The organism is Ruegeria sp. BI12, assembly GCF_056537985.1.
In genome coordinates this window covers 2,545,739-2,566,001 of record NZ_JBQFSL010000001.1, presented here as the reverse complement: position 1 = coordinate 2,566,001, position 20,263 = coordinate 2,545,739, and the positions used below count along the sequence as shown (strand labels likewise).

Sequence of the window (20,263 nt, the reverse complement as noted above, 5' to 3'; positions counted from 1 at the left end):
TCATTCCTTGCCGGAACGCCACTCTTTCCAAATCAAATAGCTGTTTGCACCGAGTGAGGCAAACGGCTCTGGCGGTAGTCGCGGCGGCATTGGTTGAGCCAGGAAATGATCCGCGATGTCGGATTCGCTCTGTGTGATTAGTTCTGCGACAGCCATGCCTTGCAGCGTCCCTCTGGCAATCCCCAAACCGTTCTGACAGCAAGCAGAGAAGATGTTGTCGTCCAGCTCTCCGAATGCGGCGGACCCGTTTCGGCTGAGGCAGAGCATGCCTGCCCAACGATGCTCCATTCGCACATCTGGCAGATGCGGAAACCGTTCACGGAACTTGCGGTCATGCACCCAGCCTGCATTGCGCAGGCGCATGGGGCTGGTCTCGATCGTCGGGTGGAAGGTCGAACAGGTGCGGATCAGCAGTCGGTCGCCATAACTGCCCGAGACGCGCCGGACTGAGGTGCCCATCGGATCGGCTGGGGTGACGGCCCAGCGGGGCTGGCCTCCCAATGTCTTAATCTGTGCAGGCGTCAAACGCTCAGTGATCGACGCGTAGAGACAGATATGCATCAGCCGCCGTTCGTAGAACCCGAAGCTTTCCAAATGGCCGTTATTGGCCAGAATGATCCGACCTGTCGAAACCTGCGCATCAGGTGTTTTTACCAGCCACCCCGTGCCTTGTTTCTCAAATCCGGTCACGGGTGAGTTTTCGAAAAGATCGACCTGTACCGAGAGGCCAGAGGTTAAAGCTCGAATATAGCCAGCGGGTTGGATCATCACGGTGCCGGGCGCATAAAGGCCCGAGGAATAATGCGGACTGCCCGTGATCTCTTGCATCTGTTGGCGATCATAAAGCGTATATGGTTCGCCCAACCGGTCCAGATGCGCGGCAAACTCGCGATTGTGCTTGTCTCCGGCACGGGTGGCGGCAGCGTTGAACTTGCCGCAGGGGTCGAACATTTCCCGCGGCAGGTTGCACTCGTCCGCCACTTTCTTTGCAAACCCAATGGCACGGCGGTTCAGAGCTATAGTCGCGCGGTCGGCTTCTAGCCCCTCACCGGCGTAATTGTCTGACGCCAGATCATGCGGCAGGTCGATCATAAAACCCGAATTGCGACCCGCGGATCCGTCGGCAAAGCACCCGGCCTCTAAAAGGACAATCTTGAGTGTAGGGTCTAGCTGGTGCAACCGGCGCGCCGCACTCAGCCCGGCAAACCCGCCACCGACAATCGTTACGTCGGCTGCAATGTTCTGTTCCAGCCGCGGCAGCGGTGTTTGCGGCGGCAGGATGGCGTTCCACCCTGCCGGACCAGTCTGCTGCGGTAGCCGCTTTGCGGTATAAGTCGTCAATCGACCGCCTCATCCGCATCATCGGCCAAATCGATCCAGATGGTTTTCAGTTGGGTGTATTGATCATGAGCGTGAACCGAGTTATCGCGCCCGCCAAAACCCGATTGCTTGTAGCCGCCGAAGGGTGTGGTGATATCGCCCTCGCCAAAGCTGTTGACCGTAACGGTACCCGCCCGGATTGCCCGCGCGCCGCGAATGGCGCGTTTGGCGTTGGCGGTGAAGATCGACGCACACAGTCCGTACTCGGTGTCGTTGGCGATCTTGATGGCCTCATCGAAACCCGAAACCTCTATCACCGATAGAACCGGGCCAAAGATCTCTTCCCGCGCCAAGGGGGCGTCGTTGTTAGGGACTTCGACTACGGTGGCTTCGACAAACCCTTTGTCCGCCTTGCCGCCGATCACCACGTTTTCAGCCTGATCCAGATAGCCGCAAACCTTGTTGTAATGGCCTTCGCTAACCAGTGCTCCCATGCGGGTTTCCGGGTCAAGCGGGTCGCCGATATTCCACTGTTTTGTATGATGGGCGATGCGCTCCAGCAGTTCTGCCTTCACATCCTTATGCACGATCAAACGCGACGAGGCCGAGCAGTTCTCGCCCATATTCCAGAACGCACCGTTGACGATATGCGCGGCGACGCGGTCCAGGTTTTCCGCATCTTCCATCACTATGGCGGGGTTCTTGCCGCCCATTTCAAGCACCACTTCCTTGGCGTTGCTTTCGGCCGAATAGGTCAGGAACCTTTTGCCGGTGGCGGTCGAGCCGGTGAAGGACACCATGTCGATATCCGAATGCCGCCCGATGGGTTCGCCGACCTCTGCGCCACCACCCGGAACGATGTTCAGAACACCGCGTGGCAGACCGGCCTCCATTGCAAGTTCGGCCAGACGCAGGGCGGTCAGAGAGGTCTCGGTCGCCGGTTTCACCACAACCGAACAGCCCGCCGCCAGCGCGGGTCCAATCTTCCACGCCAGCATCAGCAGCGGGAAGTTCCACGGCAAAACCAGCCCGACGACACCAATCGGCTCGCGCACGATCATGGCGATGTGGTCGTCGCTGGCGGGCGAAACCTGATCATAAATCTTGTCGATCACTTCGGCGTGCCATTTCAAGCAGTGGATCGTCTCGGGCACGTCCACGGTTTCGCAGTCATAGATGGTCTTGCCACTGTCGATGCTCTCCATCACTGCCAGTTCGCGGGCGTTTCGGGTCATCAGCTTGCAAAGTCGGATCAGGACGTCCTTGCGATCCGAGGGGTGCATCTTAGACCAGCGGCCATCGTCGAACGCTTCCCGCGCCTTTTCGACGGCAAAGTCCACATCTGCTGCGTCGCATGCGGCGATATCGGCCAGTTTTGTGCCTGTGGCGGGGTTCACCGTTTCGAAGGTCTTGCCGGAGATCGCCGGACGGAAAGCGCCGTCGATGAAGGCTCCGGTCGGCAGGGCCAGGCCTGCGGCGATGGATTGGTATTCGTCCTGTGTCTGCAGATCCATGTCTTTCACCCTTCCGCCACGATGTCAGCGATTGTCTTTTTCAGCACGCGGGTCACTTGTTCCAGTGCGCGTTTGTCATCCTTGTTCAGGCCCTTTAGCGGAGGCCGCATCGCACCTGCGTCGATCCCGTTCATCGTCACGCCATGCTTGATCGTCTGGATAAACTTGCCGCCCTGTTCCAGCACCCGCATCAGCGGCATCATGGCGCTCATGATCCGGCGTCCTTTTGCGAAATTGCCTTCAATGACACAGGCCTGATACAACGCCACGTGCTCGGCTGGCAGGAAGTTCGATCCGCCGCACACCCAGAACGGCGCGCCCCAAGCAAAGAACTCCAGGGCCTGATCATCCATGCCACAACCCAGTTGGATATGTGGGTAGTCGCGGGCCAGCAGGTGCACCCGGTTGATATCGCCCGAGCTTTCCTTGATGCCGCAAAAATTCCGGCTACGCCCCACACGGTCAAGGAATTCTTCACCCATCATCGTGCCGGTACGGTGAGGGTAATTGTAAAGCATCACCGGCAGATCAGCCGCCTTGTCGATGGCCAGCGCATTCAGCGCGTTTTCCCGGTCGGTCGGCACCGAATAAGGCGGGCTGGCGAGCAGGATCGCATCCGCGCCGATCTTTCGCGCGCCAGACGCTAGCGCGATCGAATCCGGTGTGAGCATCGCTCCGGTTCCAACCACCAAGGGCAACCGACCTTTCAACTGCTTGTGCGTGAATGTTGCCAGCTCCAATCGTTCTGCAACAGTTTGGGCGTAATTCTCACCGGTCGATCCACCAGAGATCAATCCATGCACGCCATTCTCAATCAGGTATTCGATCACCTGCGCCAGAGCATCCCAGTTCACGCTTCCATTGGCGTGATAGGGCGTGACCACAGGGGTATATATCCCCTCAAATCTGAAAATCGGGTTCATTCCGTCCTCATGCAGGTTTTGAAAGGGGCGGGATGCCCATCGGGACATCCAGTGCGTCAGGCATCACAAACAACTCGATTTGGTCGCGTGACAGGTTCCAGTGGTCTTCGGCCAGCTGCGCGGCCGCCGTCTCATCGCCCGCCTCGATGGCGGCGATAATAGCGTCATGCTGGCGACTGGCTTCAGATAGGTTCTCAGCCTTATGTGCTGACTGAGGCCTGTAAAATGTCATCCCGATCCGGGCGTGGTCGATCAGCAACCGGTTGAATGACGGCAGTAAATAAACATTGGCTGACATCTCGCCGGTCACATCGTGAAAGCGGTTGTTTGCCAGCGCCCGATCTTCGGTGGATCCGGACCGCAACGCAGCCTTGAACGCCAGCTGCGCGTCTTTTAGGTCGTCAATCTGCGTCCGTGTGGCATTCTGAGCGGCAAGTCGCAATATCGCCCCATACACCATAGGTGCGGCCAGAAAGAAGTCGCGCAGAGTCGTATAGGACATTTCGGACACTCGGGCACTGCGGTTGGTGCGCAGGTCCAGATAACCTTCGCCAGCCAATTGCCGGAACACTTCACGCAATGGCGTGCGGGACAGGCCAAAAGCGTCGGACAGATGCGCCTCGTCCAGATCCGTGCCCGGTTGCAGGCGCAGCGTCAGGATCGACACTTTCAGATGCTCCATCAGTTCAGCTTTACGAGACTTGGCGTCGTCTTTCATCGGTTCCTCCACCGACCGCTGTACGAATCGCGCCGGTTGTTTTACCTTTTCTCTGTATTCGAAGAAAATACAACTTGTATACAGAAAAAAATCGTGCAGCATAAGCCGTCGACCACGCCAAATTGAAACGGACGTTTATGCGCAAACCCCGCCACATCACGTTCATCCTGATCGAGGAATTCTCGCACCTTGCTTTTTCATGTGCGGTCGAGCCGTTGCGCATTGCCAATCTGGTGAGCGGTGAAGACCTGTATGAGTGGTCTTTTGTGTCTGAACATGGCGCGCAGGCCGTTTGCTCCAACGGGTCAGTGACACTAGTGCACGGCGCACTGGACGCGCTGCCAAAAACGGATCAGCTGTTCGTTCTGTCGGGCATTCATATGCGCAATCATGTCTCGCGCCCCTTGCTTGCAACCCTGCGGCGCGAGCGAGCGAGAGGTACGGCCATAGGCGCCTTGTGTTCGGGCGCATGGTTGCTGGCCGAGGCCGGTTTTCTAAACGAGATGCAGGCCGCCATTCATTGGGAGTACCACGATGCCTTTATGGAGGCTTTTCCCGAAGTTAACCTTGTGCGAAGTGTCTTTGTGGCCGACGAAAAACACATCACAGCCTCGGGTGGCACGGCGACTGCTGACCTGATGTTGCACCTGATCGAACGGGATCACGGCGAAGAGTTGTCGATCGCGGTAGCTGACCAGATGGTCTATAACGCCGTTCGAAACGCCACGGCCAAACAACGTGTGTCTCTTCAATCGCGCAACGGGATGCGAAATGCACATCTCGCCAAGGCGATTCACACCATGCAGGATTGCATCGAGGCCCCGGTGTCCCCGTCTGAGATAGCTGAGGATCTGGGGATATCTACGCGCCAGTTGGAGCGGCTGTTCGGCAAGTACCTCAATACGTCACCCAAGAAGTACTTTATGGAGCTTCGGCTGGAGCGCGCCCAGAAGCTGTTGTTGCAGACCGAAGCGTCCGTCACCGAGGTGGCTATGGCTTGCGGCTTTGAGAATCCGGGACATTTTTCGCGCGTTTACCGATCAAGCTTTGGTGTGACACCGCATGCCCAAAAGAACAAGATTGATTGACTGGCGAGGACGGGGGGAGCGTCTCTGTCCCAAGGCGAGCCTGGCCGGACAGGCGCTCACCCCCTGGTCCTGCTTCGTACCCCCTCGTTAAAACTTTACTGGTAAACTGGTCAGCAGGATTGAGTATTCATACATATCGAAATGGGCATAACTATTACAAGATCGTGTCAGATATGTGTGCTTTTTGTTTAAAACATTAACGTTGCGATGTTTCACCAGTTGACCAAAAGGCGCAAAACAGGCCAACCTATAGTGTGAAATGTATAGACAGACTCTGAAGTTGGCCAAAAAAGCAGACACATCGGGAATCTTTGACCGCAAATCCCATGCCGGCATCGTCGGAAGATTTTATATCTTCATCCTAAATTGACGGTGGAGTATATCAATGCACCTGGAAATAGGTAAATCTGAATCCCGTTTCGATCGCGGCGCACTTACACATGCAAGCCGCGAACGGCAGATTTGCGATGCTGCCAAATTAGCTGAAGCTGCCTTTTCCGAGTTGACCGACTTCGCTGGATGCGCGCCGGACATAGCAGGTTACCAAAGTCGGGTTTTTCGAGTGTTCCGTTGGTATTTTTTGTCGGCATATTGCATGCGGCTGCTGACCAATGCCGCCCATCGGCTTGAGCATCAGACTTTGCAGGTTTCGATGGATGTATTCAGCGCAGTTCGAATGGCCCTGCCTGAGTCCGAGGTTGAGGTTTCCATGGCCTTGGCTCGCGATAAGGTGACAACGCTGGCCGCTGCACGCACGAACAAAATCGGATGCCGCGGACATTCCGCGGGTTGGATCGCCGCAAAGATGAAACAGCAAGGCCGGAACATCCCGTCTGAGATCAAAAGCTCACTTGCTGGTGCATTGTCGGCGTCGGAGCGGCGCGTCTGACGCATCCGACGATACCGTCGCGAACTGGGTGATTTCTAAAACGGGCTTTCGGGCTTGAACCGCACGGCCTTGGTTCGGGGCGGTGCCGCAATCAGCGCGACAACCAATTGCCAACTTCATGACAAAACAGCGCTTGCATTCACCAGTTGAGATTGGATGGTGCTGCTGGAGAGAATTGAACTCTCGACCTCTCCCTTACCAAAAGTATGCTCTTAGTGATCTCGTCGTTCTATAGCGCTATAAGTGACTGCGATTAATGCAATTTTGTGCTCGCTGGCGCTTGTCGGCGCTCAATTCATATCATACTTGTGGGTGACCAGTGCGTGACCATCAGTTAAACGAGTTGAGAAATGACAGTGCAAAAAGCCCAAGTTCTGACCGAGGCGCGTATCGCAGCGCTGGAGCCGCGTGACCGCAGATATCTCGTATCAGATGCCAAAGCCCCCGGATTGGGCGTGCGCGTGTTTCCTAGCGGTGCAAAGAGTTTTTACGTCCGTGGGAGGCAAGGCAAAGGCCGTGCTGCAAAGCGCATAGAAGTACATTTGGGCGCGGTTGGAACTGTCAGACTTTCGGAAGCGCGGGAACGGGCCTTGGACCTCGCGCGTGAAATGCGGGAAGGGTCTGATCCACGCACCCGCTTTGAGGCGCAGATGGCATTGGGACGGCTAATCGAATTGTATGACGCCCGTCTGAGCGCCCATGGCGTGGTCAAACGAGCGGATATGGTCTCAGCACTCCAACGTGGGCTGACAAAGCACCTCAACAGCCCAGCAGCCGACCTGACGCGAAAACAGGTCATCACCATTCTTGATAAAATGGAAGCGGGCGGTAGGGCAGGGGCTGCAGGTTATCTGCGCAAGACGTTGTCAGCCATGCTGAACTGGGCTGTGGGCGCGGACCACCTGAAACACAACCCAATGGCTGGTTATCGCCGCGAGCGCAGCACTAAGGCCGAAGCGTCAGCCGCAGCCAGTACCAGAACCACATTCACGACCTGGGAAGAATTGAGGTTGTTCTGGCGTGCGAGCGGCAGCATGCGGTCGCCGGTGTTTCGGGACTTTCTTCGCTTCATGCTGCTGGTCGGCACGCGGCGCACCGAAACTGCAGCCATGGCATGGCCGCAAGTGGATATTGGAAACAAGAACGAGTGGGTGATCCCTGCGGCGCAAACCAAGATGGGTCGCGCGCATAAGGTCTATCTCGGCCCAATGTCTCGGGCGCTTATTGCAGATCAGGAAACATACAACGCAACGGACCTCGTGTTCCCCGGTAGGTATCTCAAGCAGATGAGTGGATGGTCAAAGTTGCTTAAGCCCATGAAGGAGGCATTGGGCGACGAGAAATTCGGATTTCATGCATTGCGTCGGACATACCGCACAGGCCTGTCAGAACTAGGCGTGCCATTCGATGTTGCCGAATTGATGGTCGCACATGCACGATCAGATCTGCACCAGCGATACGACAAAAGCACGATGGAAGCAGAACGACGCAAGGCACAGCACGCGTGGGAAGCCCATGTGCAAGGTATTTTGGGCGTTTGAGAGAAGCAATCAGCTCTAGGGCGAAACCGAACACACTCAAAAATTGTGTATTCCGCGAATAATGCCCTTGAGATAGCTCAGTATTTTTCGCACTAATCCGCTTCAAAACAATCTTAAAGAGAGTAGCAATGGCAGATCAACTTGATGCCCTTTCCTTGCAGTTTTATCGCGGCATTGGTGCGGAAACACAAAGAATAGGCCCGTTTTCGCAAATGAACTTGTTCATCGGTGCAAACAATGCTGGAAAGTCGACAGTTCTAAACTTCATTCGTGACCGCCTACCGTTTGCTACTGGGATCGATTGGAGTAAGAAACTTGAACACGTTGAAGAGTATAAGGGAGCAAAGTCCGGAAGATTGAACGTGGCCGTCGGTCTTCCTCCAGAAAGGGTCCTAAGTGCGGTGAACAAAGTGATCAGCGCAGAACAGCAAGTTACGCAAGGTATTCCGGGGCTTTTCTCTTCGATAGTCGACAAACTGACGGAGGATGGCTTTGTATGGGTCGTTCCCCAAGGCGGGCGGTCGAACGCCACCCTTGCGAAACCCTTCGAGCGCGCGGACTTCGTGGATTTGTGCGGAGCAGATAAATGGCGATTTGTTTGGAACAGGCTTTGCAACAAGACTGGCGGAAGCCTAGAGATATGGGTCCCGGAGGTTATCCATTCGCTTATCAGAATGGTATCGATCAACTTTCCAGAGATCGCGCATATCCCCGCTGAGCGTGACCTTGGCGAGAAGGGTGATGGTTTTAGTGTGCGGGACGACAAACCACTCATTCTTGATCTAGCTGAACTGGAAAGACCGTCGCTCGAACTACAAGACAGGAATAAGGAGCTATTCGCGAAAATTAACGTCTTCGTGCATGAAGTAACGGGCAAGGACGCGTTTATTGAGATCCCTTTTGAACGGAACCACATCCTAGTAAAAATCGACAACAAGGTGCTGCCGCTATCAAGCCTCGGGACGGGCATACAGGAGGTTATACTAATTGCGACTTTCTGCACGCTTCATGACGATATGGTCATTTGTATGGAAGAGCCGGAAATTCACCTCCATCCAGTACTTCAGCGAAAGTTGATCAACTACTTGCAGGAAAACACTAATAATCAATACTTCATCGCCACGCACTCGGCAGCCTTCATTGATACGCCAGAAGCATCTATTTTCAGGGTTGCCAATGACGGTGATCAGACGCGTATTTCGAGCGCGGCGGCCAGAAATGAAAAGAAACAGATCTGTGACGACTTGGGCTATCGTGCGTCCGACATCTTGCAATCAAATGCAGTGGTTTGGGTTGAGGGTCCGTCAGACCGGATCTATTTCCGGAAATGGCTCGAAAAAGTGGATCAGCATCTTGTCGAAGGCATTCACTACTCGATCATGTTTTATGGGGGTGCATTAGTACGGCACCTTGGTGGCAGAGAGGAAATCGATCAGGACAGTTTGCAAGACTTCATTGATCTCAAAGCTCTAAACCAAAATATGGCAATCATTCTTGACAGCGATAAGGATAGCCCAAGAGCTGCGTTGAAGCCTGCTGTTCAGCGCCTGCGCGACGAGCTTGAAGATACCAGCAGCATCGTTTGGATTACAAAGGGTCGTGAAGTTGAAAACTACGTTGATCCAGAAGACCTGCATACAGCTTTGTCATCGATACACCCTTCAATCTACAAAGAGCCGATGGGTACAGGTCCGTACGATCACGCCTTTTATTTCAAAAGGAGCAAAAAGAACCCAAAGGCAAGAAACGACCCATACGTTCACAAAACAGGCGACAAAGTTAAAGCCGCCACGCTGGTGTGTAAGAAGGACGCCAAGTTAAACATCCTTGACTTGAGAGAGCGCGTCGAAGAGGTCGCGGCAATGATCAGAAAGGCAAATACTCAAGGGTGAATTAATCAGCAGGATTTTGATTTAGTCTAGTAGGGAAGCGGCTGGGCGGTTATGTTCGGGCCGCTAACCAATCCTGAGATGAAGACCGTTCCGTTTCTTTTGTGGGCCGCGATGTCGGTTTTGCTTTCGCGTAGCACCGACGCATCCCAATGGTCCGTCAGGATTATGACCACGCGGGTTTTGCCGGAACACCTAATTAGGTGGGCGCGCAAACGGCGCATCACGTCTTGCAAACTACCCGCCGAGGTCCCTCCACCAGAGGCCATTGCCAGTAGGATTTCCTGGCACTGCCCACCCTTGCCTGAGCCTGGAATTACGTTGACTGGCCCAAAGGCACTCATTCCGCCCCAATCATCTATGATCGGACCCAAGCCTTCATAATCATCGTCTTCCAAGATACGACTGAGCCCTTGGAGTATGCGCTTGATACGGCTCAGCAGATCACCACCAACATCCTGATCAAACGTCTGCCCAATCAATCCATCCATATCGACCATGATCTTGTTCCCTCCGCCGTAAGACGCCATTTCAAGCAATAGATCGCGCAAATCTTCCGTGCTCGGATCAACGTATTTCGCATCCCGCAGCAGGTATTCGTGGCCAGCGTAGCGCCGCATCTGTTGAGCCACTTCGTCCGGATCACCATACGACTTCACTGCTTCGTAAAGCACTGAGCAACTTTCATGCGTAACTGACGCGGACTGTTGGAGTATCCCGCTCAAGTTATCGTTGAGTTCGACAGCGCCGCGTCCGAAGGCAACGAAGTCGCGATAAGCACACATCAGATCCCCAAAATCGGTGGGCGAAATTCGAGGGATCTCGTCATATCGCCATTGGGATGCGGCTTTGTTTAGATTGGCCAGCAGTCTGGCAGCCAAATTCTCAACAGGGTCTACGTATCGCCTGCCATGGAATTTGAATACCGCGCGCGGCTCAAAGCGATAGAGGTCTCTGGCAACCAAATCCGCCTTATGCGGCCAAAGCGGTCCAACAGCTTCATAGAAATCGATCAACTGCCCAAATGCGGTCAGGTAATCTGTCAGAACCTGCCCAACTGAAAGCAGCACCTGCGGTTCATCCGGCATTGGGTGTGAGAGCATGGACGGATTTTTGTCGCCCGGATCATCGACAGAGGCTCGAAGCAATTCTTCCGGGCTTTGACCGTCCGATTGCTCTTCAATGATCTGAGAAAGCAGTTCAGCCGCGTCCTTTAAACTGGACTTCAGAGCATTCAGTTTGCGCGACGGACGGATCATCTGTTTGCAACCGTTCGGGTAAGTTGGCGCTGGGCTCGTACAACTTTACTGGTCAGATACCCTGCCGCCCTCAGTGTGCTTGGATCGTCTTTAATGCCGTCTGCGAACGCGGTTGTAACCTTCAGTTTGCATTGCCTAACATGGTCCCGAGCGTGGCGATGCAAAAGCTTCTTTTCGATATAATCCACTAGCTGGTCAAATGCAGGCCTGTTGACCTCATCTGGGTCATGTCCACCACTGTAATGGACGTGGTGCAAAGACCGAAACTGGCGCGGGTTCGCTTTGGGAAGATCGGCAACGACTTTCATTGAGCGCCCATCGACCCGGTAATGGCTCAGCGGGTTCCAACGGTCACCCTCACCTTTCTCGCGTGCATCATACTCAATGTACGCGCCATCGTAGACCTCTTCGGTCAGGTCAGCGTATTCATCGCGGGACAGGAGCCTGTTTGTTCCCAGCACGTCCTTGAGGCACTCACCTGCCTCACCCGTACAGTGCTTTTGGTGATGCTGATCCAACTTGCGCAAGTCAGTCCAAGTTGGCCTGTTTTCCGCCATCACTCAGCGGCCTCCAGCGCGTCCTGAACGGGTTCAAGCGCTTTGCGCAGGGTTGCTTCCAGCAACTTGGCTCGGGTGGCTTCAGCGGCACTGAGACTTGCTTCCAGCTGATCGCAGATGCCCATCAGTTCATCGACCTTGGCGACGATGCGCCTTTGTTCGGCGAATGGAGGCAGGCCCAAGACTATCGGATATATCTTCGAACCGGAAATTACTGGTTGCGCAGTAGCGCTTTCGTTTTCTTTTAAGTTTGTTGCGCTCAGTAATAGCTTCAAGAAACCTTGATGAATACTGGAAGTATCATACTTAACCACAAAAGCGTTATCCGTAACCCATGCTTTCGAAGGCGTTTCATGTATTGATCCGCAGTGAAAGCCAACTCGCCCAATCACAATGGTCGGCTCTTCAACATTCGCTTTTTCATGGTAGCCATTGACGCCATTGCCGCCGAAAACTGGGTAAGGCCCATCTTTCATATTCTTTGCGGTCAACCCGTCGCCTGATTGTACAGTTAGAAGATTGCCTAGTCGTGCGAAAACCCAACCTTGAGGAAGAACATATGGGCGATCCTCATTGGAAATTGGGCCAAGTTTCTTTCGCGGCGGTCTGATCAGCCTTTCAGAAATTGCTTTTAGGCGCCATTCATTGATCCTAGAGACCAATTGAGTTGCAGGTTCATCGTCCGTTTGTTGCGTAACTAGTTTTCCGCGAACAGCCAAACCCGAAACAGTCTTCCTAATTGCCCTGATCTGATCCTTCCGACACGTGATCGACGGCAACGCGTCCAGCGTGAAACGCGCGTTATCCCGGAACTCTTCATCGGTGCTATCGGGATCTGTCAGTCGGGCAAGGCTGGCGGTGGTCAGCTTGTCTCGGGTGGCTTCGCGGATCTTGCGTGCTTCCTCCAATTGGTCGCACAGCCCCATCAGTTCATCGACCTTGGCGACGATGCGGTGCTGTTCGGCGAGTGGGGGGAGCGGAACTGGCAAAAGCCGCACTTTGTCTGCGTTTAGGTTTTGAACCACTGCGCCTGACGCTGCTTCTGAAAAGAAACCTTTCGCGTGGTTGGAGCGCAAGAGAAGATGCAAATATAGTTTCTCAACCAGTTCCTCGGGCGTGCGCAATACAAGCCAGCCATCGTGAATGCAGCCTTTGATTTTTGAGATATAAGGGAAACCAAAACTCATAGAGTTTGAAAGTAGCAGGTCGCCAGCGTACACCATTCTTGATCTGCTTATTCCACTTTCAACTATTCTCTCTCTCGCTTTTTCGATATAGCGGCTTCCCCTTTCCGCGTCCCCAATCTTGATCCAAGGGATACCGTTTTCATTTTCAGTCAAAAACGACTTTATTGGCCTCGGCGATCCGCCTCTTGCCACTGCAGTGATATCGTCGAGCAAACACCAAGTCCAAGACTTCGGCACAGAATACGGAAAGCGTGTTCGGGGAAGTTCAGTTCTGTCGATGGACTTAAACTTACCTTCAATACGCAGCTCTTCTTTTTTTTTCACTATGTTCGGAATTTGATCGGACGCGCACTCATCATCGGGCAAGTGCTCAACCAGCTTGCCACGAACTGCCAAATCCAAAATAAAAAGTCGCAACCTTTCCACGGCGTCCGGTGCATCGCTAATCTTATCATAGTGTTGAAGCAGCAGATCGGCGTTCATCGCAGCAACGCCTCCGACAGAATGGTCTTCAACTGATCGCGAAGAGCGACAACGTCAGCCTCTGCCCTCTGCAAATCTTGCTCCAGCGTTTCGGGGTCGCCTAGGTCTTCTTCCTCGCTATGGGGGTTCTTGATATCAAGATTGAGGCCGCGCTCCTTGATTTCATCGATTGTGACCTTCCACGCGTTTGGCCCCTCCTCGCGACCCTCGCGTGTCTCACCGCCCCACCATTCGACGCAATCATCCAAGTGCCCAATCTCGATGGGCTTGGTCATAGAATAGGCCTTCCTGTCAGAAGGAACCTTGTGTTCCCAATACCAAACTTCTTTTGTGGGCGTTCCTTTTTCGAAAAACAGCAGGTTGGTGCCAATGCTGGCATAAGGTTTGAACACCGAGTTCGGTAGCCGAACAATGGTATGCAGATTGCATTCTTCAAGCAGATGCTCTTTCAGCCGAGTTTTGATGCCTTCACCGAAAAGCGAACCGTCGGGTAAAACGACCGCTGCACGCCCACCCTGCTTTAACAGGCGGACGATCAAAGCCAGGAACAGGTCGGCGGTTTCACGCGTGCGGAAATTCTGGGGGAAGTTCTGCTCTATGCCATCCTCTTCTTTCCCACCGAAAGGGGGGTTTGAAAGAATGACATTCACGGCGTCCTTTGATGTCCAATCGCGGTACGGTTGGGCCAGCGTGTTGTCGTGTTTGACAAAGGACGGCGCTTCAACACCGTTCAGCAGCATGTTCGTTGTACAAAGCATGTGAGGCAGAGGCTTTTTCTCTACTGCCCGCAGGTTGCTTTGCATTTCAACTTCATCTTCGGTGGTTTTTATGTGGTGCTTGCGCATATGGCGCATGGCACAGGTCAGGAAGCCTCCGGTGCCGCACGCCGGGTCCATGAGCGTTTCACTGGGTTTAGGATCGATCCGATCCACCATGAACTCAGTTACTGCTCGGGGGGTATAAAACTCGCCTGCATCACCCGCAGACTGCAGTTCTTTCAACAAACCTTCATAGGCTTCCCCAAAATGGCGTTTCTCGGCCATGTCGTTGAAATCCACGGTGTTCACGACGTTGATCACCTGACGCAGCAACTGACCGGATTTCATGTAGTTATTGGCGTCTTCAAAGACTTCGCGAACGACCACCGCGCGTGGGCCTGCTTCGACCGGCAAATCTCTGAGACCGGGGAACAGCGTATCGTTGACGAAGTTCAGCAGGGTTTCGCCTGTGATACCCTCAGCGTCAGCGGCCCAAGCGCTCCAGCGCAGATCTTCGGGAACCGGGGACACAAAGTCGTCCTTTGTAAACTCCAGTTCTTGATCTTGGTCATCCAGGATTTTGAGGAAGAAGATCCAGCACAACTGCCCAATCCGCTGGGCGTCGCCGTCAACGCCCACGTCCTTGCGCATGATGTTTCGGATCGTCTTTAGGGTCGCGTTTATGCTCATCCTGCCTCGGCCTCTTTGAATATTTCATTTTCCAACTCACGAACGGCCTGTTCGTAGTTTGATTTTCCGCCAAATGCCTTGGCGATTTGGAGGGGTGTACCGATCTTGTCGAAGGGTTCGAGCTTCAATACCCGGTTGTCCTCAATCGTTTCAACACCGCCGTCCGCATACTTGTCCAGCAGTGCTTCCAGCACCGCTTTTGCTGTATCACTGTACTTGGCGAAGTAGTTGCGCTTTTTGACGTTGTTGGCTCGCTCCGCACGCGTCAGGGGCGGCTGATCGAACGCAACGTGCAAGATCAGGTCGAGTTCGCTGACATCCTTGCCCACCACCTCTTCCAAGTGGTCCAGAAGCACTCCTCGTTCCGCCAGTTCTTCGATGATCACCCGCTTCTTGTCCGCTTCTTTCCAGCCTCGGATAAATTCATCCAGTGATCGGTATTCCTCGACGATCTGTTTTTTTGCGAAATCGCGGTAGGCTTCGGTGACCAGATTACCATCGGGCCCCATGTAGCTGATCCGTTCGTTCGTGATTGTCGCACTGACAGCACCAAGCCTGTACTTGGACTGCCCAACGCCGTGATCACCGTCATCGTCATCAACATCTTCGCCGCCACCACCGGGACCATCGTCGCCTCCGCCGTCCGGTGTCCAATCATCGCCGTCGATGACCTGAACAGGATCACCATCAAAAGCAGGGTCACGGAACAGTTCGGTCGCCTGTTTGAAGTCCATGATAGTGAAGAACATCTTGTTGTGTTCCTCGTCGATCCGCGTGCCACGCCCAATGATCTGCTTGAACATGGTCATGGATGAAATCGACTTGTCCAGAACGATCAACTTGCAGGTTTTCGCGTCTACACCGGTCGAGAGCAATTCGGAGGTTGTCACAATGACCGGGAACCGGCTTTCAGGGTCAATGAACGGATCTAACTGTTCCTTGCCCTCTTTGCTGTCGCCGGTAATGCGCGTGATGTACTTCGGGTTGTCGATTGCAATTTGACCTGCGGCATTCACCAGTGCCACGCGCATTCTTTCCGCGTGGTCGATGTCCTCGCAAAAAATGATGGTCTTGGCGAATGGGTCCGTTGCATTGAGGAATTCGATAACCCGATTTGCTACCAGCTTCGTCCGCTGGTTCAAAACGAGGACGCGATCCATGTCCTTCTGATTGTAGACGCGATCTTCGACCTCCTGCCCTAGATCATCCACCATACCCGGCTCAGGCGACCAGCCATCAACGTCGCGGTCGATGTCGATGCGGATCACCTTATAAGGAGCTAGAAACCCGTCTTCGATCCCCTGCTTGAGGCTGTATGTGTAGACCGCGTCACCAAAGTACTTTTTGGTCGAAACGTCATAGGTTTCCTTGGGCGTCGCTGTCAGGCCCAGGTGTATAGCGCCGGAGAAGTAGTCAAGGATTTCACGCCATGCAGCGTCGTCCGCGGCGCTGCCCCTGTGGCACTCGTCGATGACTACGAGGTCAAAGAAGTCGCGCGACACGGTCTTGAACGCCTTGTCCGCTTCATCTGTGCCTGTGAGCGCTTGATATAGGCCCAGATGGACCTCGTATGCGGGGTCGATCTTACGGTTCTTGATTTTGGTCATGACGCTGCCGAACGGCTTGAAGTCGTTCACAAGCGTTTGATCAACAAGGATATTCCTGTCCGCAAGAAACAAGATACGCTTAGCTTTTCCGGCTTTCCACAACCGCCAGATAATCTGGAACGTGGTGTAGGTTTTCCCCGTGCCAGTGGCCATCACGAGCAAAGCCCGGTCCGCGCCTTTTGAGATTGCCTCAACTGTTCGGTTGATGGCCTCGACCTGATAATATCTCGGCTCCTTGCCGCTCCCATCGGAATAATAGGGCTGCTCGACAAGTGCGCCTTCCTCGTCCGATATGCCGCGATAGGCCTTGTAGCGCGCCCAAAGAAGGTCGGGATCAGGAAAAGCATCAAGCCCAACCTGATCCTCGATCAGCTCGGGCGGGACAGCCGTTTTGTTATGCGTTGCAAAAGCATCGCCGTTGGAACTGAAGGCGCTGGGCACGTCAAGGATTTCGGCATAGGACAAAGCCTGCTGCATCCCTTGGCTTACAGTGTGCTTGTTGTCCTTCGCCTCGACCACGGCAAGCGGTACACCCTTCCGCCAAGACAAGACGTAATCAGCGAATTTCTTTTTCTTCTTGTTCCTCGCCGACATGTTGCCGCGCACGACGACCGGACCCGGCGTGAGCGTTACTTCTCGCCGGATCTGGGTAAGCGGATCCCAGCCCGCATCCCTGATGCTTGGAGTAATGAACAGATCGCAAATATCGATTTCGCTGAGTTCAAGTTTGTCTTTCTTGTCCATGTTTCAATCAGATACTTTTTTCTATTTTTGGCGACAAGCGGGTTCTGCCGCCAAAGTGGCATCTTCGTTTGTATGTAAGTGATTGTGGCGCAGTGAATTGTGCCAAAATGTCATTACTATGGCTTTTTCTGCCAATCTGCGGGGGGACGTAATTTCCGCGAACGCTGCCGAGATAATTTGGTGGTTTTTTGGGTAGTTGATTGTACTGCACGACCCCCAGCGAGGCCTTTTGGCAAAGCATGGAACAAGTTGCCAAAAATGGGCCTTGGAATTTTTTGGGGGCTTGATAAATTTTGCCAATATTTACGGTAAAATATTCAAAAGGAAGCGTTTTTGATGGCTTTGACAAAAGAACAGGAAGAGGCAATTCAGGTCGCGGTCGCCAGCGCAGTCGCTGCGGCAAAAACGGTTACCGACATCAAAGAAGAAGAACAGGATGATAAGCCCAAGAGGGATTGGTATGATTTTTGGGACATACTCGTTAGAGCTGCAATCCCTGTCACAGTCGTTGTAGTTACCATGATGTTCAGCAATCAGGCTAGCAAACGGCAAACCACTGCAGCTATGGCTGAGATCGCCGTTGGCATCGTCAGCAAAGAACCCGAATACGAAGAAGACCAAGATGATATTGATCCCCTTCGGGCTTGGGCGATAGACGTTTTGAAACGCCCCGGCGATATCGTTCCGTTGACGAACAAAGCGGCGGAGGCGCTCAAACGAGAAGGACTTCCGACAGTTCTGACGCATACGGTTATCGACGACGGCAAATCACCCCCGGAGTTAATCGGATTAGAGGTTCCAGATTTTAAATCTAACCAAGAGTGCGTGGCTTACATGGAAGACGTGGTTTTGCCCAATAGCATGCCTTCTTGGATGGTAAGTGTCGCGACTAATATGGGTGTTATCAATGTGCGCCTGATAGAAACGTGTCGCGAAGTAATGGCAAAACAAAAAGAAACCCGCGAAGCGATTTCTAAGGCGCGGTCTAGTACACAAGACGGAGCTAATTCCGGAGCTAACGAAGCTCAGATTGAAGGCACAAACAGCGACAATTCTGAGACACCAGCAACAGGCGAGCCAAGCGGCGCAAACTCTTCGCGATCAACCAGCACTGGAAGCGCCGGATCGGGTGGTAACTGATCAGCCCAGCAGTTTTATGCTATGCTTAATGGGCGTCGGGCCGTTTTCGTCGCTCGTTAAATATCTGATTTTCAGGGGAGACTATTCAAATGACAAATTACATTGCCTTGACAGCGTTCACTGCAGTTGTCGCATCCGTAAACACCGCCCAGGCTGAAGAAGCGCGAGCCAACTGGCATGTACCAGCCGATGAGGTGGGCATAATTTATCACGGGAACGGAGCGGAAGTGGCGTACCGCGTTTGCTACACTCAAGGTGATGCATCGAAAGTCTACGCCGTTCCCGCAAACGGCAACAACAATCCTATTAGCGGATGGTACAATTTCGATATCGAATTGGGAAGTTGCAGTGACGTTACCTTCAGTGCAACGCGCCTGCGCATCATGCGCGAGCCCGGAGAGGAAGGTAAAAGCGCAAGTGGATATTATGTGCGCCTGAACTAAGTCGGGCAATTTTAGCGACGCAAAGCGCTTACTGAACGCGACGGGCCGTTGTTGCCAACGCGCGCGCGATGCAAGTCGACAGAAATGACGTCAATCACAAGCTCTGCGGGCAAACCTTTTGATACGGCGAGCAGGGCCGCTTCACGCGCAACTTCTAAGGCAGCGGTTGCGGCCATTGCCTGCAACTCAGCGCTTGATGCGCGCTTCATCTTGTCGAGGGTCGGGGTTTCAAGTCGCATCCAGATTATCCTTGTTGGTCAATAGCTTCGATTGCTGAAACACCGTCAGCAGGCGCGTGACATCTGCCACCAGAGCGTCGGGCGCTTCACCCTCATCGATCCGTGTAACCGTCAGGAGACCTTCGTTACGGTCCACGTGGCCATAGAATTTGACGGTCAGAAATGCGTCGGCATCAACGACAAACTCGAAGTCGACAAGGTCGCGAATGTGCAGGTTGAGTTGAAGGATACTGAAACTGGGTGGCCTACCTTCGGCAATCGCCGCCACGACAGTGCGCACCGCTTCTCTGCGCTTCTGTTGCGCCCATTGAGGTGGGTCTTTGGTATGGGGGTATAGGGCACCCGCTAGGTCAACTTCCACTGTACGGCCCAGCCTGCGGTTGCGCACGGCTACCGTTTCGATCTGTTCAAGCAACGCGGCGGCAAACGCGCTGGACCTCGCGAATACGTCGACCATTGACGCGAGCGACTGCGGCTCGTCAAGCAACAGGTTTTCGAGCAACTTGGATACTGCCTGATCACTGCCCATCAGCTTCGCCCTCAGTTCCTAGCTTCCTGCCACCACCCCATGTTGGCGTACGGACCTCATGGCCGCTTTTGCTGATGCCGAGGACAGATCCGGGTGGCTTGCGGCTGCTTTGTCCTCGGTCGCTGCGGCGCTCGGCCTTGATCGCTTCGATCTCTTCTCCAATCTTGTCCAGCCGCTCCTGCACGACAACAGCGGCCACGGTATCGCTGAACACACGTGCGGCTGTCGCTGCGGCCCTGATGGCCACTGCGGGGCTTTCGAATTCCTCACGTTCTGCAATTCGCTGCAATAGTTGTGCCGCCTCATGCTGCTGCCTGATGAGTTCGGGCAGATCGGTCGAGAGAGCGGCGTCTCTGACGATCTGCATTGCTGATCTTTCTACCATTGAGGGACCCCCGTTTCCTTTTTCGGTTCAGATTGATGCGACAGCAGGATGCGTTCTGCGTGTTCGAGGCGGAGCGCGTCTGCTGGCCCAGTGCCGGGGGTTAGGGCGTGTTTTTGAAGGGTTCTGCTGGCCCACTGGATTTCGCGCTCTCTGTCCTGCGCTAGGGCCGTTTTAGCGCCCACAGCGGCGGTCACAGCCCGTGCCATGGTATTTACTGCCTGTAGGCGCGTTGAGGCGGTCTGCTGATCGTCTCTGGCGATGTCCGCCGCAATGCGTGTTGCGTCTTCCAGAAGGGCCAATGGGTCAAACAAAAGGTCACCAGTCCGGCAAGCCCAGTGCGGCTTGCCTCCTCGCTGTGGC

At 54.1% G+C, this 20,263-nt stretch carries 18 protein-coding genes; 6 read left to right on the top strand and 12 right to left on the bottom strand.

Annotated elements, in window-relative coordinates:
• The 4 genes from ACR0AK_RS12950 to ACR0AK_RS12935 are packed head-to-tail and all read right to left on the bottom strand — an operon-like array spanning nucleotide 1 to nucleotide 4,475.
• Complete coding sequence (locus tag ACR0AK_RS12950; protein WP_480793577.1) at nucleotides 1-1,341, bottom strand: NAD(P)/FAD-dependent oxidoreductase; 1,341 nt, start codon at nucleotides 1,339-1,341, stop codon at nucleotides 1-3.
• Nucleotides 1,338-2,834, bottom strand: coding sequence for an aldehyde dehydrogenase (locus ACR0AK_RS12945; RefSeq protein WP_480793576.1), 1,497 nt, complete (start codon nucleotides 2,832-2,834; stop codon nucleotides 1,338-1,340). The genes ACR0AK_RS12950 and ACR0AK_RS12945 overlap by 4 nt, the downstream gene beginning before the upstream one ends.
• Nucleotides 2,835-2,839: 5 nt before the next feature.
• The gene (locus ACR0AK_RS12940) at nucleotides 2,840-3,757 is read right to left on the bottom strand and encodes a dihydrodipicolinate synthase family protein (RefSeq protein WP_170559164.1); all 918 of its coding nucleotides are present in this window, start codon (nucleotides 3,755-3,757) and stop codon (nucleotides 2,840-2,842) included.
• A 7-nt stretch (nucleotides 3,758-3,764) separates the two neighbouring features.
• Nucleotides 3,765-4,475, bottom strand: a complete 711-nt coding sequence (locus ACR0AK_RS12935) for a GntR family transcriptional regulator (protein ID WP_480793575.1) — start codon at nucleotides 4,473-4,475, stop codon at nucleotides 3,765-3,767.
• Between the two features lie 137 nt (nucleotides 4,476-4,612).
• Between ACR0AK_RS12935 and ACR0AK_RS12930 the strand changes: the two genes are divergently transcribed.
• From ACR0AK_RS12930 to ACR0AK_RS12915, 4 genes are all read left to right on the top strand, one after another.
• Complete coding sequence (locus ACR0AK_RS12930; protein WP_480793574.1) at nucleotides 4,613-5,563, top strand: GlxA family transcriptional regulator; 951 nt, start codon at nucleotides 4,613-4,615, stop codon at nucleotides 5,561-5,563.
• A 385-nt stretch (nucleotides 5,564-5,948) separates the two neighbouring features.
• Nucleotides 5,949-6,452, top strand: coding sequence for a hypothetical protein (locus ACR0AK_RS12925; protein WP_480793573.1), 504 nt, complete (start codon nucleotides 5,949-5,951; stop codon nucleotides 6,450-6,452).
• 350 nt (nucleotides 6,453-6,802) lie between these two features.
• Nucleotides 6,803-7,993, top strand: coding sequence for a tyrosine-type recombinase/integrase (locus ACR0AK_RS12920; protein WP_480793572.1), 1,191 nt, complete (start codon nucleotides 6,803-6,805; stop codon nucleotides 7,991-7,993).
• Nucleotides 7,994-8,121: 128 nt separating this feature from the next.
• Nucleotides 8,122-9,885, top strand: coding sequence for an AAA family ATPase (locus ACR0AK_RS12915; protein ID WP_480793571.1), 1,764 nt, complete (start codon nucleotides 8,122-8,124; stop codon nucleotides 9,883-9,885).
• Nucleotides 9,886-9,911: 26 nt separating this feature from the next.
• On the opposite strand, the gene ACR0AK_RS12910 is transcribed toward ACR0AK_RS12915, so the two are convergent.
• The 5 genes from ACR0AK_RS12910 to hsdR are packed head-to-tail and all read right to left on the bottom strand — an operon-like array spanning nucleotide 9,912 to nucleotide 17,167.
• On the bottom strand, nucleotides 9,912-11,141 hold the full coding sequence (locus ACR0AK_RS12910) for a hypothetical protein (RefSeq protein WP_480793570.1): 1,230 nt from the start codon (nucleotides 11,139-11,141) through the stop codon (nucleotides 9,912-9,914).
• On the bottom strand, nucleotides 11,138-11,698 hold the full coding sequence (locus ACR0AK_RS12905) for a hypothetical protein (RefSeq protein ID WP_480793569.1): 561 nt from the start codon (nucleotides 11,696-11,698) through the stop codon (nucleotides 11,138-11,140). Before ACR0AK_RS12905 ends, ACR0AK_RS12910 begins: the two co-directional genes overlap by 4 nt.
• Nucleotides 11,698-13,368 (bottom strand): restriction endonuclease subunit S, encoded by a 1,671-nt coding sequence (locus ACR0AK_RS12900; protein WP_480793568.1) that lies wholly within the window; start codon nucleotides 13,366-13,368, stop codon nucleotides 11,698-11,700. Before ACR0AK_RS12900 ends, ACR0AK_RS12905 begins: the two co-directional genes overlap by 1 nt.
• Entirely contained in the window at nucleotides 13,365-14,816 is a 1,452-nt protein-coding gene (locus tag ACR0AK_RS12895) for a type I restriction-modification system subunit M (RefSeq protein WP_480793567.1), read from the bottom strand. Before ACR0AK_RS12895 ends, ACR0AK_RS12900 begins: the two co-directional genes overlap by 4 nt.
• Entirely contained in the window at nucleotides 14,813-17,167 is a 2,355-nt protein-coding gene (hsdR, locus tag ACR0AK_RS12890) for an EcoAI/FtnUII family type I restriction enzme subunit R (protein WP_480793566.1), read from the bottom strand. Before hsdR ends, ACR0AK_RS12895 begins: the two co-directional genes overlap by 4 nt.
• 336 nt (nucleotides 17,168-17,503) lie before the next feature.
• On the opposite strand from hsdR, the gene ACR0AK_RS12885 reads away from it, so the two are divergent.
• Together ACR0AK_RS12885 and ACR0AK_RS12880 are read left to right on the top strand one after the other, a co-directional pair.
• Nucleotides 17,504-18,307 carry a hypothetical protein gene (locus ACR0AK_RS12885; RefSeq protein WP_480793565.1) on the top strand — a complete coding sequence of 268 codons (804 nt, stop codon included), beginning with the start codon at nucleotides 17,504-17,506 and terminating at the stop codon, nucleotides 18,305-18,307.
• A gap of 89 nt (nucleotides 18,308-18,396) precedes the next feature.
• Entirely contained in the window at nucleotides 18,397-18,750 is a 354-nt protein-coding gene (locus ACR0AK_RS12880) for a hypothetical protein (protein ID WP_480793564.1), read from the top strand.
• 11 nt (nucleotides 18,751-18,761) lie between these two features.
• Here ACR0AK_RS12880 and ACR0AK_RS12875 read toward each other — a convergent pair whose 3' ends face one another.
• From ACR0AK_RS12875 to ACR0AK_RS12865, 3 genes are read right to left on the bottom strand one after another with little or no spacing between them, the layout of a single operon-like run.
• Nucleotides 18,762-18,989 carry a hypothetical protein gene (locus tag ACR0AK_RS12875; protein WP_480793563.1) on the bottom strand — a complete coding sequence of 76 codons (228 nt, stop codon included), beginning with the start codon at nucleotides 18,987-18,989 and terminating at the stop codon, nucleotides 18,762-18,764.
• Nucleotides 18,979-19,518, bottom strand: coding sequence for a hypothetical protein (locus tag ACR0AK_RS12870; protein WP_480793562.1), 540 nt, complete (start codon nucleotides 19,516-19,518; stop codon nucleotides 18,979-18,981). Before ACR0AK_RS12870 ends, ACR0AK_RS12875 begins: the two co-directional genes overlap by 11 nt.
• Nucleotides 19,508-19,903, bottom strand: a complete 396-nt coding sequence (locus ACR0AK_RS12865; RefSeq protein ID WP_480793561.1) for a hypothetical protein — start codon at nucleotides 19,901-19,903, stop codon at nucleotides 19,508-19,510. Before ACR0AK_RS12865 ends, ACR0AK_RS12870 begins: the two co-directional genes overlap by 11 nt.
• Between the last annotated feature and the right edge of the window lie 360 nt (nucleotides 19,904-20,263).

Coding starts and splice junctions, on each gene's coding strand:
- ACR0AK_RS12905 (WP_480793569.1), bottom strand. CDS start 11,698: ATGGCGGAAAACAGGCCAACTTGGACTGACTTGCGCAAGTTGGATCAG.
- ACR0AK_RS12940 (WP_170559164.1), bottom strand. CDS start 3,757: ATGAACCCGATTTTCAGATTTGAGGGGATATATACCCCTGTGGTCACG.
- ACR0AK_RS12930 (WP_480793574.1), top strand. CDS start 4,613: ATGCGCAAACCCCGCCACATCACGTTCATCCTGATCGAGGAATTCTCG.
- ACR0AK_RS12875 (WP_480793563.1), bottom strand. CDS start 18,989: ATGCGACTTGAAACCCCGACCCTCGACAAGATGAAGCGCGCATCAAGC.
- ACR0AK_RS12885 (WP_480793565.1), top strand. CDS start 17,504: ATGGCTTTGACAAAAGAACAGGAAGAGGCAATTCAGGTCGCGGTCGCC.
- ACR0AK_RS12870 (WP_480793562.1), bottom strand. CDS start 19,518: ATGGGCAGTGATCAGGCAGTATCCAAGTTGCTCGAAAACCTGTTGCTT.
- ACR0AK_RS12915 (WP_480793571.1), top strand. CDS start 8,122: ATGGCAGATCAACTTGATGCCCTTTCCTTGCAGTTTTATCGCGGCATT.
- ACR0AK_RS12880 (WP_480793564.1), top strand. CDS start 18,397: ATGACAAATTACATTGCCTTGACAGCGTTCACTGCAGTTGTCGCATCC.
- ACR0AK_RS12910 (WP_480793570.1), bottom strand. CDS start 11,141: ATGATCCGTCCGTCGCGCAAACTGAATGCTCTGAAGTCCAGTTTAAAG.
- ACR0AK_RS12935 (WP_480793575.1), bottom strand. CDS start 4,475: ATGAAAGACGACGCCAAGTCTCGTAAAGCTGAACTGATGGAGCATCTG.
- ACR0AK_RS12865 (WP_480793561.1), bottom strand. CDS start 19,903: ATGGTAGAAAGATCAGCAATGCAGATCGTCAGAGACGCCGCTCTCTCG.
- ACR0AK_RS12945 (WP_480793576.1), bottom strand. CDS start 2,834: ATGGATCTGCAGACACAGGACGAATACCAATCCATCGCCGCAGGCCTG.
- ACR0AK_RS12900 (WP_480793568.1), bottom strand. CDS start 13,368: ATGAACGCCGATCTGCTGCTTCAACACTATGATAAGATTAGCGATGCA.
- ACR0AK_RS12895 (WP_480793567.1), bottom strand. CDS start 14,816: ATGAGCATAAACGCGACCCTAAAGACGATCCGAAACATCATGCGCAAG.
- ACR0AK_RS12925 (WP_480793573.1), top strand. CDS start 5,949: ATGCACCTGGAAATAGGTAAATCTGAATCCCGTTTCGATCGCGGCGCA.
- hsdR (WP_480793566.1), bottom strand. CDS start 17,167: ATGGACAAGAAAGACAAACTTGAACTCAGCGAAATCGATATTTGCGAT.
- ACR0AK_RS12920 (WP_480793572.1), top strand. CDS start 6,803: ATGACAGTGCAAAAAGCCCAAGTTCTGACCGAGGCGCGTATCGCAGCG.